The sequence below is a fragment of the Clostridium sp. DFI.1.208 genome (assembly GCF_024463855.1).
Classification (GTDB): domain Bacteria; phylum Bacillota_I; class Bacilli_A; order Erysipelotrichales; family Erysipelotrichaceae; genus Clostridium_AQ.
The window spans coordinates 26,365-41,850 of the sequence record NZ_JANGCA010000029.1; the positions used below are offsets into that span (position 1 = coordinate 26,365).

Genomic DNA, 15,486 nt, shown 5'->3' on the forward strand with positions numbered 1-15,486 from the left:
TAATTAAACTATTTTACAAAAGCGCTTTCATGTAGGATAATGAATTAGAAGGCAAACCCCGAGGGAGATTTTGTTATGAAAAAAATTGTAAACACTATATTGTCTTGCATGCTGATAGCCTCCTGCATGACAATTTCGCCATTAAAGGCTGAGGAACAGCCGATATCGCAAGATGTATCTGGTCTTTTGGATTATACGGATGAATACGGTACAAATCAGGGGATATCAAAGCAGCAGGTTGTTATCAATAAAAGAAGTAGAAGTGTTCAACCGAAAGAGGTAGGATATATTGCAGTTTTTATAGAATTTCCTGATAAAGATGTGCAGAAATATCATCTCGATGATCCTGCATCGCTTACAGCTGCAGAAAATCTTATGAATGGTACAAATGTCTCCATGACCGGATCTTTGGGTAGTGGTACAGTTTTATCAATGAAAGAGTATATTAAGCAATACAGCTATAATAAACTTGACGTAACAACGAAAATTTTTCCATACCAGGATGGTAAAGTTGTTTCTCATATCTCAAGTAAGCCACGTACCTATTATTTAAAGCAGTCCGCAGAAAATCCTGATGGATATACACCTGCGAACAAGCTCGCACGTGAAAAAGAGCTTATTACTGAAGCGGTGAATGCCATACAAGCACAGGTTGGAGAGCAATTCAGTGCAGATCAGTTGGATACCAATCATGATGGAGTGATCGATGCTATCTCATTTTTTGTTGAGAATAAATCAGCAATGGAATCGGATGAAATCAACTGGCAGGATTTGCTATGGTCCCATAAAACAGAAAACTATATTGAACCAACAATCTTGGGAAAACGTGTTGCTGTTTATAATCTGATTAATACCTACAGTAATGCCAGTCCAGGCGGTATATTTACACAAAACAGATCCAGCTATGGAACCATTATCCATGAATATCTGCATACCTGTGGACTTCCGGATTTATATCGTGCTACAGAAAATGGGAAGCCGGTTGGATTTTATGATATTATGGCCTCTACAAAAGGGGCTAATCCACAGTCGTTTTTATCTGTAATGAATGATGATATTCTCGGATGGAGAAGTCCATTAAAAGAAATAAAGCAATCAGCTGAAACCATTACAGTAAGCAAGCCGCAGTATCGCAATACAAATGAGCAGAATGCTGTTAAACTTTACTCGCCGTTAAGTGAAGAAGAGTATTTTGTGGCAGAGTATTATAGCAATCCGTCTTTTAAAGTAGATAACTCTTATGCAGACAGTGATGGACTATTGCTGTATCGTGTGAATGAGCATGGTGAATGGACGAATATCAGTGGTAATCCCGGACAGCAGAATGATTATATTTATGTTTTCCGTCCAGGTGATACGCAGTTGAATGCAGGAGGCGGTGATTTAGCAAAGGCCATTTTGAATAAAGAAAGACCTGCTTTTGGTAAAACACTGGATCAGACAGCCGCAGTCTGGGATAATGAAACATTATATCTCTCAGATGGAACAAACAGTGGTATATCTATCAGAGTAACTGCTCAGGATAACGGATCTATAACGTTTGATGTAAACATTTCAGAGGGGTTGAAGGGTGATGGTACAAAAAGTGATCCTTATCAGATTACCAAGCCAATAGATTTCAGTATTCTGAAGCAAAAGCCGAGTGCATATTATAAGCTTATGAACGATATCGATATGAATTCCATAGATGACTTTCAGCCAGTTGAAAGCTTTAAGGGGCACTTTGATGGTAATAATAAAGTGATAAGAAACGTAACTATGAAAAATGGGGAAGGCTTTTTTCCGTATATTGAATATAAAGCAGTGGTTGAGAATATCGTGTTTGAAAATCTAAATGTTACAAACAAACAGGGTGGTCACACTGGTTCATTTGCAGGCTCAGTTCAGGGAACCGTTCGGAATGTCAGAGTGAAGAGTGGCTCTGTCAGCGGTGGTGACAGTCAAAATAGTATGCAGGGTGTCGGTGGTTTTATAGGGACTCTTGGAATGGATGGTGTAGTTGAGGATTGTTATACAGGAGCCAGTGTTAAATCAGGAGTAAATATTGGAGGATTTATTGGTCTTTATCAAAACGGATCTATTAAGTATTGTTATGCGAATGGAATAGTAGAGTCTGGAGGAGCACATACAGGTGGTTTTATTGGAGGTGTGTATCTGATTGATGGTCAGATTGTAAAGCCAGTACAATCCTATTATGATATGTCTGCAACAGGGCAAGGAAAAGCAATTGGTGATCGTGATGATTCACTTGGAATTGTCGGTTATTCTTTGGATAAGGAAATTATGCTGCATAATGAGGAAATTAGGATACCATTTACTATTGATAGTAATACAATAATACCTGATCTAAACATAAGCGATATTGCAATAGCAGTTGTCAATAAAAAAGCAATGACAATTTGTGGTGTAGCAAATGGTACTACTAAATTATTAGCTTCAATACCGTGTGGTAATAACATGATTCAACTTGAAAGTAAGGTTATAGTGAATGGAATACAAGAAAGTAAGCCTATTGTTCCTGAAGGTATTTCGTTGAATAAACGTACTATAGATATTTCAGAAGGCGATCATTTTCAGCTGATAGCCTCAATTAGCCCAAGCAATGCTTCAACAGGCATTCACTGGACCTCCGATAACGAAAATATAGTTACGGTTTCTGCTAATGGTTATATTACAGCAATTGCATCGGGAGAGGCAATCATTCATGTTCGTACAGATAATCATGTCGAGGCGGTATGTCGCGTTATAGTAAAGCAGCGTGAAATTCCAATAACATCTGTATCAATTTCAAACACGTACCTCTCCCTTGTGCAAGGACAGGATTATAATATAAGTGCAACTATATATCCATCGAATACAACAATGGGTAAAGTAATACGATGGTATTCACAAAATCCTGAAGTAGCACAGATAGATAGTAATGGTAAAATTCAGGCTGTTTCTATCGGGAATGCTACAATCATAGCTGAATCGATAAATGGAAAAAGGGCTGAATGTAGTATTCATGTACAAAAAAAGGAAGTTCCACCAATAGTCTCACCACCATCATCTGAAACACCATCAGTTCCAGATACAACAGCACCACAAGTTAATAAAAAAGCAGAGGGATTTTATCAATTATCAAGGAGAGTTCGTATATTCTCATCACCTAATGCTTCAAAGTATTACCGGTATGATCCCTTTAAAAGGAAATGGTTGGGTAATATGAGCAAGTATAATCAGAAGCCATTATTACTTACCAGAGAATATGTAAATGCGAGTGGTACATCTTACTGGTCAGCGTATTACAATGGAAAATGGATCGGATATATAAATTCATATGCTTTGAAGAACACAGTGAAGAAAGATACTTATTTTGGATGGGGAGATAATAATAGTCGTTATTTCAATACGCCAAATCCACAGAATTACTGGATATATAATGCAGGCACAGATAAATGGGTAAAACGTATGACTCAATATAGAAACAAGAAATTCATGATTAAGCGTTCGCTTGCAAGAGCAGACGGAAGTTTGTATTATTCATGTTATTTAGGTGATAAATGGATTGGGTATGTGAATAGCTGGGGATTTCAGAATCAGTAATGAATAATAGTTATAAAAGCTGGCCTTTGATAAAAATAAGGACAGTTTTTATATATGATAGATATGTGATTCTTGAAAATTCATAAATTCTGGTACAAATAACATTTTATTATTAGTGTATAAGCATAAAATAAGGTATATTTATTCTGATTTTTTAAAATTAGATTTTATTAAATTAAGTTGTGTGATAGAATAGGATAGGTATGAAGGAGTGGCTGGAATGATTGAGAAGATATTTGAAAACAGTCTATATAAGAATCATAGAGAGATGATGCTGTGTTTTTTTGATTTATGCATAGTATTTATATCCTTTCTCTTGGCTTATTGGATAAAGATAGAGTTTAGAATTCCAAATTTTGAAGATATATACATAGGTAATTTTGCATTAGCTATGCTAGCTGTACTGGTGGTTTACATGATTAGCTTTATGTTATTCAAAATCCATAAAAGTTTATGGAAATATGTGGGCCCTATCGAAACCTTGAGAATAGGTCTCGCAGTGGTTTTGGCAACTGTAATATTATTTGCACTGGCTATAGCTTTTGATTTAGATAGAACATTCCTTAGTGTTATAGTTACTGGGGGATTGTTAACCGCTTTGTTGATGTTCAATGTCCGCGTGTGCTATAGACTTTACAGAAGAATGTCCTATAAAATAGCTAATAAAACTGAGAAAGCTATTATCATTGGGGCAGGAGATGCAGGCTATATACTTGTGAAGGAATTGGCACAGAATGATAATTTCAATGTCAGTGTTGTAGGCTTTGTTGATGATAAGAAAATCAATAATGAAATATCAGGATACAGAGTTTTGGGAGATACCTATGATATTCCTGCAATAGTGCAGAAGTATGATGTTAAAATTGCATTTATTGCCATGCCAAGTGCTGATAAGGATACAGTTAGAAGAATCTATGATCTGTGCCAGTCAGCTAAATTGGAAACAAAGATTATGAAGGAAGGAGATAATTTGCTCGTTGATGAGTTGAATTCTCCTAAAAAATATCCGGTTCAGGACATTAGTATTGAAGATCTCCTTGGCAGGGGAGAAATCAAGCTTGAGCAAAATGAAATCAGAAGTTACTTAACAGATAAGGTTGTTGTTGTGACCGGGGCCGGAGGATCCATTGGATCTGAATTATGCCGACAAATCGTGAAATTTAAACCGAAGCAGTTGCTGATGATTGATATTAACGAGAATTCTTTATACATGCTGGAACAGGAATTTAATAGAAATCGAACACATGGAACTATCAGTGAAAGCATTGAGATTATTTCATTAATCGCATCTATAAGAGAATTTAATGCAATCAATGGTATATTTAAAGAGTATCATCCGGATGTGGTTTTCCATGCGGCCGCACATAAACATGTGCCATTAATGGAGACACGACCAATGGAAGCCATTAAGAATAACGTATTTGGCACCAATAATGTTATCAATGCATGTATTAAGAATAACGTATCTAGATTCATTATGATTAGTACAGATAAGGCGGTTAATCCGACCAATGTCATGGGCGCAACAAAACGAATGACAGAAATGATTTTGCAAGCAAATGGTAATAATGGCGTTACAAAGATGGCTGCTGTTCGGTTTGGAAATGTTTTGGGATCGAATGGTTCCGTAATCCCAATCTTTAAGCAGCAGATTGCGGAAGGCGGTCCTGTCACAATAACAGATAAAAATATCATACGTTACTTTATGACGATTCCAGAGGCAGCGCAGCTCGTACTGCAGGCTGGTTTCTATGCAGATAAAGGTGAAATCTTTGTTCTTGATATGGGAGAACCAGTAAAGATTTTAGATTTAGCAGAAAAAATGATTCGATTATCAGGCTTTAAACCATATAAGGATATTGATATCGTAGAAATTGGTCTACGTCCTGGCGAAAAGATGTTTGAAGAATTAAAACTTGATGGTGAAACTACAACACGAACAAAACATAATCTGATTTTTAAGAATAATGTTATGGCGATTACAAAAGATGATATTACAAGCAGATTAATGAAGCTAGAAGAAGTCTTAAATGATGTCGAACAGTGTGAAGATATTAAAAGCAGGCTGTTAAGCTTAATCATTACTAATCAGGATCAAAGTGTTTTGACAAAATAAAGGATGTGAAGGTATATCATGTTTTGTGATATATCTTTTTCAATTTCTGCCAATCATTATTAAATTATCTTATAAAGTCATAAATATGTTAGATATTCGGACTACAATAAAGTAAGAGAGGTTGCAATATGGTTACTTTTGTAGTATTATATTTCTAGTTAAAATGGAAAGTGTAAAATTCATTTTAACAAAGGATAATAGACAGTTATCCAAGGTTGAAAAGAATGCTGAGGGATGGATCGTTGCTATGACACGTTCATCACGAATGTATGGTCATAAGTTATAAAGTCAAACCTTATATAGTGTTTGATAGGCGAAGCCTACCCTTTTGGAGGAAATGCTGTATGAAATGGTATGTTGTTCAGGTTAGAAGCGGTCATGAAAAAAAGATTGCAGAGAAATGCCGAACCATGATATCGAAAGATATTCTAAGTGAATGTTTCATACCGGAGTATATCCACAAAAAGAAAGATATGGGGAAATGGCACGATGTCAGAGATATCCTGTTTAAGGGGTATATCTTTATGATAACAGATCAGATTGATCAGTTGAATGTTGAATTAAAAAAAATTCCTGATTTTGTGAAAGTCATTGGCAAGAAGAAAGCTGAAATATTTCCGCTGGGCGAAGAAGAAATCACTTTCATGAAGTCATTTGGAAAAGAAAAACATGTCGTAGAGATGTCCACTGGATTTATACAGGGTGATCAAATATTTATAACAGAAGGACCATTACAGGGGAAAGAAGGACTTATCATAAAAATAGATCGACATAAGCGGATCGCCTATCTTCAACTCAGTATGTTCAACAAAGAAACCACAACAAAAGTCGGATTAGAGATCATAAGCAAGTGCTGATAAAGGACTTGCTTTTATTTTGGAGGGATAGCATTGGAAAAAAGAAATATACCATTTTCACCACCTGATATGAGTGATTTAGAGGTAGAAGAAGTAAGAAAAGCTATATTGTCTGGATGGATTACAACAGGTCCTCGTACAAAGGAATTTGAAAAACAAATTTCGGCTTATGTCGGAACAAAGAAAACTGTTTGCCTTAATAGCGCAACAGCTGCAATGGAATTGACTTTGCATGTACTTGGTGTAGGACCAGGAGATGAGGTTATAGTACCTGCATACACATATACTGCTAGTTGTAGTGTAATCTGCCATGTAGGCGCAACACCAGTAATGATTGATTGTGCAAAAAATAGCTTTGAAATGGATTATGACAAGTTGCCAGATTTAATAACAGAAAAAACTAAAGTGATAATTCCAGTGGATTTAGCTGGTATCATATGTGATTACAAAAAAATTTATGAGGCTATAGAATCAAAAAAAACACTATTTAAAGCAAATAACAAAATACAAAAAGTTTTTAATAGAATCATCATTATGGCTGATAGTGCTCATGCCTTTGGTGCGACACAAAACGATATTCATGCAGGAGCAATAGCTGACTTCACATGTTTTTCTTTCCATGCTGTTAAGAATTTAACAACCGCTGAAGGTGGGGCGGTGACATGGAAATCGGTAGAAGGAATTAATGATGAAGAATTGTATAAACAATATCAATTATTATCTTTGCATGGTCAAACAAAAGATGCACTTCACAAAAATCAAATAGGATCATGGGAGTATGATATTGTATCTCCCGCTTACAAGTGTAATATGACTGATATTATGGCCTCGATTGGTTTAGTACAATTAAATAGATATGAGGATATGCTGAAATGGCGTCATGAAATTATATCCATGTATAACGAAGCATTTAAGAATTTACCTGTTACATTGTTAAATCATCATGATGATGATCATATGTCAAGTGGGCATCTTTATTTCGTACGAATAGATTCAATTACAGAAGAAAAAAGAAATGAAATAATCGTAAAGATGGCAGATAAGGGTGTTGCATGTAATGTTCATTATAAGCCATTACCAATGTTGACTGCATATAAAAAACTTGGGTTTTCTATAAAAAAATTTCCTAAAGCATATAATCAATACCAAACTGAGATCACTTTACCAGTGTATAGTAAATTGATGCAAGAAGAAATCATATATATAATAAAGTCATTTCAAGAGGTTATTTACAATGCTATATAAATGCATAAAGAGATGTCTGGACTTGTTTGTTTCTCTATTATGCTTGCCGTTTTTAATTATCATTATCATATTGTTTGGAATAGTGATAAAGATTGAAGATAAAGGCCCTGTTTTCTTTAACTCAGAACGCCTTGGTAAAGATGGAAAATGCTTTAAAATGTTTAAACTTAGGTCAATGAAAGTGAATGCTCCTGATATTAGAAATAAGGATGGTTCTACATATAATTCAGATGATGATCCTAGATTAACCAGAATAGGGAGCTTTATTCGTAAAACAAGTATAGATGAATTACCTCAAATAATTAATGTATTATTAGGTGATATGAGTTTTGTAGGCCCTAGACCTGATTTACCTGAAGATATAAATAATTATACAGATCATCAAAAAATCAAACTCAATGTTAGGCCTGGAATCACAGGCTATTCTCAAGCATATTTTAGAAATTCAATAATGAATGATGAAAAATTTAATAATGATGCTTTTTATGTTGAAAATATCTCATTTAAATTAGATATGAAAATAGTCATTAAGACTATAAAATCAGTATTATTACATGAAAATGTATATGTGAAAGAGGAAGATTAAAGTGAAAAAACTTTTAATTCTAGGTGCTAGTGAATTACAATTAGCAGCAATTATTGAAGCAAAAAACATGGGAATATACACTATAGTTGCTGATTATAATGACAGAGCAGTAGGGATACCATTCGCAGATAAGTTCTATAATGTTAGTACATTGGACTATAATGCAATAGAACATATCGCCTACAAAGAAAAAATAGATGGAATAATGACAATTTGTAGTGATAAACCTATGCCTATTGTTGCGAGAATTGGTGAAATATTACATTTAAATACTATAAGTTATAAATCTTCTATTCTGGCGACGAATAAGGGTGAAATGAGAAAAGCTTTGTTAGATAAGGGTGTTCCTATCCCAACTTTTTATATTTGTAAAAATTATTCAGAATATCTTAATGCATTAAAAAAAATCAAATTGCCATTAATTATTAAACCTAGTGATAATTCAGGTAGTAGAGGTATTTATCTATTAAAAAATGAAGAGGAAACGAAAAGAGCATATGAATATAGTATGATGCAAGCTAATAATCATACTATATTGGTAGAAGAATATATGCTAGGAAAAGAATTGAGTGTTGAAGTTTTTGTAAATAATGATTATATAGACATTATGCAATTTACAGATAAAACAACAACAGGAGATCCCCATTTTGTAGAAACAGGACATTTTCAACCCTCTGAGCTATCACCAAATGAATTAAATAATATCGGACATATCGTAAAACAAGCCGTTAAAGCTTTGGAAATAGATACTGGCCCTGCCCATGTAGAAGTAATTTTTACTGCAAATGGCCCTAAAATTGTTGAAGTAGGAGCACGTTTAGGCGGAGATCATATTACTACAGATTTAGTACCATTATCCACAGGTATAAATATGGTTAAAATGACGATAGAAAATGCTCTTAAACAGAAAATATCTTCTTATGAAAGGCTATCTGCATATTCTTTAATAAAATATATAATTGGAAACGCTAATAATATAGAAACTTTTCTAAAAACAGAGAAGATTGAGTCAGTGATAAGCTATAGTATTCATACAGATGTTTCAAAAGTTGAAATCAATAGTAGTAATGATAGAAATGGTTACTATATTTTATGCAATAAAAGCAAGGAGAAACTATTAAGCGATTTAGAATTAATAGAAAAGCATTTATAGATGTTATAAAAATCAAAGAAAATTTACCATAAGATTATTTTAGGTTACGTTTCACAGATAAGTTATAAATAAGTTGTTTTAGTATAAGTTATAAGAATATGAAACTAATGTTATAGGTAAAATATAATCATTTTTCATGACTTGTTATCCTTATTTTTCAAAAAGACTGTGAATAGTAATAATTTTATATTTTTTAAGTGCTACATACATAAGAAAGGATAAATCATTAAATGAAAAATATATGGATTATAAATCAATATGCGGCACCTCCCGAGTGGGAAGTTAGAGTTAGAAACAATATGATGGCCCATTATTTAATCGAAAAAGGATACAATGTATATATAATTTCAGCAAGCTATATACATAACACAGAAGTGAATTTAATAAAAGACAAAGCCAAGTATATAAAAAGGTGTTATGATGATTTAACATTTTATCATCTTAAAACATCTAGCTATACTGGTAATGGACTTAGCAGAATAAAAAGTATGTTTGAATTTCCTCTAAAATTGTGTAGATACTTTAAAGAATTTGATATAAATCCAGATGTTATCATATGTGATTTAGATGCTATATTTTTTCCATTTGCTAATTATGTAGCAAAGAGAAAGAAATGTCCGATTTTTTTAGAAATTAGAGATTTATGGCCTGCATCAATAGGTGTTTATAAAAATATATCTGATAAAAATCTTTTAATGAGATTCTTATACATGATTGAAAAAAAAGCATATAAGAATTGTGATAAACTAATTTTTTCTATGGAGGGGGGATATAGATATATTAAAGACAAAGGTTGGGATAACAGAATTAGTGAAAAAAAGGTTTACTATATTAATAACGGGATTGACTTGAGAACATTTAATAAAAATAAACATATGTATACATATAAAGATGAGATAATATCTAATGATAAAAATTTTAAAGTTTTCTATGTTGGATCTATAAGGACAGCTAATGGTGTAAAAAACATTATTGATATAGCTAAAGAAACATATAAATTAGATAAAGAAATAACATTTTATATCATTGGAGATGGTAATGAAAAAGAGGAGTTAATAAAATACAGTGAGGATTTAGGATTGAAAAATATAATATTTAAAGGGTATATAGAAAAAAAATATATACCTAGTTTATTATCAAATTCAAATCTAAACATAGTACATTTCAAAAATAGCCCTTTAAAAAAATATGGTGCCAGTTTAAATAAACTATTTGAATATTTGGCTAGTGGTATTCCAGTCTTATGTGACTGCGAATTCTATAAGGATATCATTAATGAAAACGATTGTGGTCTTTCAATTGATGAAGACAATCCTAAAATATTAGCTCAAAAAATAATCGATATAAAGAATATGTCTAAAGATAAGTATAATCAATTGAAATTAAATTGTTTAAAAACAAGTAAGAAATACGATTATTCTTATTTAACAGATAAGATGATTAAATTAATAGAAAACGAGGATTAATAAAATGAAATATGCGTTAATTGGATGTGGAAGAATATCACCTAATCATATTGCAGCTGCAATTAAAAATGATTTAAAAATCTCTGCAATATGTGATGTTGTACCACAAAATATGGTCAACTTACTAAAAAAATTTGATATCGATCAAAAAAAAATAAATCAATATATTGATTATAAGAAAATGATTGAAATCGAAAAACCAGATTTAATAGCTATAGCTACAGAATCAGGGCTTCATGCAGAAATAGCCCTTTATTGTATATCTAAAAGTATAAATGTTATTATAGAAAAACCAATCGCGATGAATATGAAAGATGCTCGCGCCATCTGCGAAGCAGCAAAAAAATATGATGTAGTAGTTTGTGCCAATCATCAGAATCGTTTCAATAAATCAATACAAAAAATATATGAAGCAATAGAAGATGAAAGATTTGGCAAACTTTTTCATGCTGCTGCTCACGTAAGATGGAATCGTAATCGAGAATATTATGAGCAAGCAAAATGGAGAGGCACATGGGAGAACGATGGAGGATGCTTGATGAATCAATGTATCCATAATGCTGATTTACTTCGATGGATGATGGGAAATGAAGTAGATGAGGTTATGGCATATACAGATAATATAAATCATGATTATATTGAAGCAGAGGATTTAGGTATTGCTGTAATCAAATTTAAAAATGGGTCTTATGGATTATTCGAAGGAACAGTTAATGTATATCCTAAAAACTTGGAAGAAACTCTATATATTTTTGGTAGCAAGGGAACAGTTAAAGCTGGAGGCAAATCAGTTAATATTATTGAAAATTGGGAATTTTCAGATGAAAACGATGAAGCTGATTTTATCAAGAAAGAATATAGTGAAAACCCTGAAAATGTATATGGATTCGGCCATAATCCATTGTATTCAAATGTAATTACGGCTATAGAAACACATACTCAGCCATTAGTGGATGCAGAGGCAGGTATGAGGGCTTTGGAGTTGATACTTGCAATTTATCAATCAGCTGCTACACGAAAGCCTGTTAAGCTTCCTTTAGAAGATGTAGCTACCATTGATTTCAAAGGAAGATTTAAATAAATGAGGAGATAATGAATATGCAATTTATTGATTTAAAAGCACAATATGAAGTAATAAAGGGAGAGATAAATCAGAATATACAAAATGTATTAGATTCTGGGCAATATATGATGGGGGATTATGTAAAAGAACTTGAAATAAAACTTGCTGATTATGTTGGAGTAAATTATTGTGTAACATGCGCTAATGGTACGGATGCCCTACAATTAGCATTAATGGCTTGGAAAATAAAAGAAGGCGATGCTGTTTTTGTACCAAGCTTTACATTTTACTCTACTGCAGAAGTAGTATCTGCAGTAGGTGCCACTCCAATTTTTGTTGATACTGATCCCATGACGTTTAATATCAATACCAAAAAGTTAGTTAAGGCAATTGAAATGGTTCTTCAGGAAGGAAAATTGAAACCAAAAGTTATTATCCCTGTAGATTTATTTGGTCAACCTGCTAATTATTCAGAGATTAAAGAAATATCAAAGAAATATAACTTATATATACTAGAAGATGGCGCACAAGGCTTTGGTGGAGAATTAGACAAACAAAAGGCATGTTCATTTGGAGATATATCTACGACATCTTTTTTTCCAGCGAAGCCATTAGGATGTTATGGAGATGGTGGAGCACTTTTTACAGATTCTGACGAATACTATAGTTTGTTAATGTCTTTACGGGTCCATGGTAAGGGAACTTTTAAATATGACAATGTTCATGTAGGAATGAACTCGCGTTTAGATACAATACAAGCAGCAATTTTATTACCTAAATTAAAAATATTTGAAGAATTTGAAGTAGAGAGGAGAAATAGGTTTGCTAATCAATATAGTAGAGAACTGAAAGATATGGTAATTACCCCCTTTGTACCTGATAATGTGATTTCTAGTTGGGCGCAATATACAATTTTGTTAAATAATGAAAAGGAAAGATCCTATATCCAGCAGAAGTTGAAAGAAAAAAATATTCCTACAATGATATATTATCCAAAACCACTTCATCTACAAACAGTTTATCAGAATTATGTTTTTAATTTAAATGATTTGACGGAGAGTGAGCGGATTTCGAAACTCTGCCTTAGTTTACCTATGCATCCGTATTTAAATACTGAAGTTGTGAGCTCTATTAGTGTTAACATAAAAGAGGCCCTAGAGGAATATCGAAATGGAAAAATTTAAATTATCTGATTTTTTTGAAACTCCCTTTAAAGATGGTAATTTCAATACTATTGGTATATTAGATTCCAAAATAGAAGATTCAATATTAACATTTATTGATAATGAAAAATATCTGGAAAAATTATCTATCAAAAAGAATGTGACATGTCTGCTAATAACAAAAGATATATATAAACATATTTCCAATCCAAATGAATATGGAATAGTGTTTGTAGATAATCCACGTAATGTTTTTTTTAAGTTGCATAACCTTTTATCAAAAAACAGTATGTATGTGCGAAAAAAATTCAAAACTATTGTGGGGGATAATTGTTCAATATCTCCCCTTTCATATATAAGCAAAGATAATGTAAAAATAGGGAATAATGTTATTATTGAGGAGTTTGTCTCAATAAAAGAAAATGTTTCCATTGAAGATAATACTATTATTAGAGCTGGCACTGTAATTGGCGGATGCGGTTTTGAATTCAAAAAAGATGGAAATACGCAATATCAAGTGGAACATCTAGGCGGAATTAAAATTGGACATGATGTTGAAATACAATATAATTGTGCAATTGATAAGGCCGTATTTCCATGGGATAATACCATCATTGGTAATTATACTAAAATGGATAATCTTATTCATATTGGTCATGCAGTAAAAATCGGGAATAATGTTATGATGCCAGCTTTATCCGTAATTGGTGGAAGAGTTGAGATTAAAGATAATGCCTGGGTAGGAATCGGTAGCGTAGTCAGGAATGGTTTGATTATAGGAGAAAATGCTCGGATAAATATGGGAGCAGTAGTAACAAAAGATGTTAACGATAATGAAGCAGTAACAGGTAATTTTGCGATAGAGCATACAAAATTCATAAAACGATTAAAACGAGGAGAAATGTAATGAAAGAATATTTATTAAAAAAAATAAATGATAGAGAGATAATTGTAGGAGTGGTTGGATTAGGATATGTTGGTCTTCCACTTGCTGTAGAAAAGGCTAAGGCGGGATTCAAAACCATTGGATTTGATGTACAACAAGAAAAGGTGAATCTTGTTAATCAAGGCGTCAATTACATCGGCGATGTTGTTGACTCTGAATTAAAAGAGTTAGTTAAATCAGGCATATTATCTGCAACAACTGATTTCAGTTTTATAAAAGATGTGGATTTTATTGCTATCTGTGTACCAACACCACTTGATAACCACCAACAACCAGATATCAGTTTCGTAAAAAAAAGTACTGAGGCAATTTCAAAATATTTAAGAAAAGGGACAATGGTTGTATTAGAATCTTCAACGTATCCAGGAACTACTGAGGAATTAGTAAAACCAATTTTAGAACATGGGTCAGGACTAATATGTGGGACTGATTTTTATTTAGGCTTTTCACCTGAAAGGGTTGATCCAGGGAATTCAGTATATCATACAAAAAATACACCTAAGGTTGTTGGCGCAATTGGTGAAGATGCAACAGAAGTTATTGCTACAATGTATAGAGCGGTACTGGACGGAGACATTCATGAAGTTTCTTCGCCGGCAGTAGCAGAGATGGAAAAAATTTTAGAAAATACATATAGAAATATCAATATAGGTTTAGTTAACGAAATTTGTATATTATGCGAAAAAATGGGAATCTCTGCATGGGAAGTAATTGATGCAGCAAAAACAAAACCTTTCGGATATCAGGCTTTTTATCCAGGTCCTGGGCTTGGAGGGCACTGTATTCCATTAGATCCATATTATCTAACATGGAAAGCAAGAGAATACGGATTTCATACTTCTATGATTGAGAATAGTATGATTATTAATGACAAAATGCCCGAGTACTGTGTTGAAAGATGTTATAAAATTCTTAATAAACAAAAGAAAGCAATGGCAGATTCTAAGATACTAGTACTTGGAGTTGCCTATAAAAATGATATTGATGATTACAGAGAAAGTCCTGCATTAAAATTAATAGATTTATTAAAAAAAGAAGATGCTATTGTTGATTTCTATGATCCATATATTTCTGAATATAAATATCATGAAGAAATATATCATGGTATTAATGAAATTAATGCCAATGTATTAAAAAAATTTGATTTGGTCATTATAGCAACAGCACATAAATCTTATGATTTAAAGATGATTCAAATTAATTCAAAATTGATTTTTGATACAAGAAATGCTATGAAGAATTGCATTGATAAAAGAAATATTGAATTACTGTGATATTTATTTATCTTAATACTATTTTTCTAAAT

Annotated in this window: 11 protein-coding genes; all 11 read left to right on the top strand. The window is 32.5% G+C overall.

Annotated elements, in window-relative coordinates; all coding sequences use genetic code 11:
• Positions 1 to 75: 75 nt before the first annotated feature.
• The 11 genes from NE665_RS14775 (at position 76) to NE665_RS14825 (ending at position 15,454) form a co-directional block, all read left to right on the top strand.
• Positions 76 to 3,585, top strand: a complete 3,510-nt coding sequence (locus tag NE665_RS14775) for an Ig-like domain-containing protein (protein ID WP_178759928.1) — start codon at positions 76 to 78, stop codon at positions 3,583 to 3,585.
• A 220-nt stretch (positions 3,586 to 3,805) separates the two neighbouring features.
• Positions 3,806 to 5,701 carry a nucleoside-diphosphate sugar epimerase/dehydratase gene (locus NE665_RS14780; RefSeq protein WP_178759929.1) on the top strand — a complete coding sequence of 632 codons (1,896 nt, stop codon included), beginning with the start codon at positions 3,806 to 3,808 and terminating at the stop codon, positions 5,699 to 5,701.
• 344 nt (positions 5,702 to 6,045) lie between these two features.
• Entirely contained in the window at positions 6,046 to 6,558 is a 513-nt protein-coding gene (gene loaP, locus NE665_RS14785) for an antiterminator LoaP (protein ID WP_233104706.1), read from the top strand.
• Between the two features lie 33 nt (positions 6,559 to 6,591).
• Positions 6,592 to 7,803: a DegT/DnrJ/EryC1/StrS family aminotransferase gene (locus tag NE665_RS14790; protein ID WP_256302561.1), complete on the top strand. Its 1,212-nt coding sequence runs from the start codon at positions 6,592 to 6,594 to the stop codon at positions 7,801 to 7,803.
• On the top strand, positions 7,793 to 8,389 hold the full coding sequence (locus NE665_RS14795) for a sugar transferase (protein WP_178759942.1): 597 nt from the start codon (positions 7,793 to 7,795) through the stop codon (positions 8,387 to 8,389). The genes NE665_RS14790 and NE665_RS14795 overlap by 11 nt, the downstream gene beginning before the upstream one ends.
• A gap of 1 nt (position 8,390) precedes the next feature.
• A complete protein-coding gene (locus NE665_RS14800; protein ID WP_233104705.1) occupies positions 8,391 to 9,542 on the top strand; it encodes an ATP-grasp domain-containing protein in 1,152 nt (383 codons plus the stop codon).
• A gap of 230 nt (positions 9,543 to 9,772) precedes the next feature.
• Positions 9,773 to 11,008: a glycosyltransferase family 4 protein gene (locus NE665_RS14805; RefSeq protein ID WP_178759941.1), complete on the top strand. Its 1,236-nt coding sequence runs from the start codon at positions 9,773 to 9,775 to the stop codon at positions 11,006 to 11,008.
• Positions 11,009 to 11,012: 4 nt separating this feature from the next.
• Positions 11,013 to 12,089: a Gfo/Idh/MocA family oxidoreductase gene (locus NE665_RS14810; protein WP_178759940.1), complete on the top strand. Its 1,077-nt coding sequence runs from the start codon at positions 11,013 to 11,015 to the stop codon at positions 12,087 to 12,089.
• A gap of 17 nt (positions 12,090 to 12,106) precedes the next feature.
• Complete coding sequence (locus NE665_RS14815) at positions 12,107 to 13,255, top strand: DegT/DnrJ/EryC1/StrS aminotransferase family protein (RefSeq protein ID WP_009274174.1); 1,149 nt, start codon at positions 12,107 to 12,109, stop codon at positions 13,253 to 13,255.
• Positions 13,242 to 14,141: a UDP-3-O-(3-hydroxymyristoyl)glucosamine N-acyltransferase gene (locus tag NE665_RS14820; protein WP_009274173.1), complete on the top strand. Its 900-nt coding sequence runs from the start codon at positions 13,242 to 13,244 to the stop codon at positions 14,139 to 14,141. The genes NE665_RS14815 and NE665_RS14820 overlap by 14 nt, the downstream gene beginning before the upstream one ends.
• Positions 14,141 to 15,454, top strand: coding sequence for a nucleotide sugar dehydrogenase (locus NE665_RS14825; protein ID WP_120146726.1), 1,314 nt, complete (start codon positions 14,141 to 14,143; stop codon positions 15,452 to 15,454). The genes NE665_RS14820 and NE665_RS14825 overlap by 1 nt, the downstream gene beginning before the upstream one ends.
• The last annotated feature ends 32 nt before the right edge of the window (positions 15,455 to 15,486 follow it).

What these genes read in the sequence shown, in the direction of transcription:
- NE665_RS14780 (WP_178759929.1), top strand. Translation starts at nt 3,806, where the DNA reads ATGATTGAGAAGATATTTGAAAACAGTCTATATAAGAATCATAGAGAG.
- NE665_RS14815 (WP_009274174.1), top strand. Translation starts at nt 12,107, where the DNA reads ATGCAATTTATTGATTTAAAAGCACAATATGAAGTAATAAAGGGAGAG.
- NE665_RS14825 (WP_120146726.1), top strand. Translation starts at nt 14,141, where the DNA reads ATGAAAGAATATTTATTAAAAAAAATAAATGATAGAGAGATAATTGTA.
- NE665_RS14775 (WP_178759928.1), top strand. Translation starts at nt 76, where the DNA reads ATGAAAAAAATTGTAAACACTATATTGTCTTGCATGCTGATAGCCTCC.
- NE665_RS14805 (WP_178759941.1), top strand. Translation starts at nt 9,773, where the DNA reads ATGAAAAATATATGGATTATAAATCAATATGCGGCACCTCCCGAGTGG.
- NE665_RS14820 (WP_009274173.1), top strand. Translation starts at nt 13,242, where the DNA reads ATGGAAAAATTTAAATTATCTGATTTTTTTGAAACTCCCTTTAAAGAT.
- loaP (WP_233104706.1), top strand. Translation starts at nt 6,046, where the DNA reads ATGAAATGGTATGTTGTTCAGGTTAGAAGCGGTCATGAAAAAAAGATT.
- NE665_RS14795 (WP_178759942.1), top strand. Translation starts at nt 7,793, where the DNA reads ATGCTATATAAATGCATAAAGAGATGTCTGGACTTGTTTGTTTCTCTA.
- NE665_RS14810 (WP_178759940.1), top strand. Translation starts at nt 11,013, where the DNA reads ATGAAATATGCGTTAATTGGATGTGGAAGAATATCACCTAATCATATT.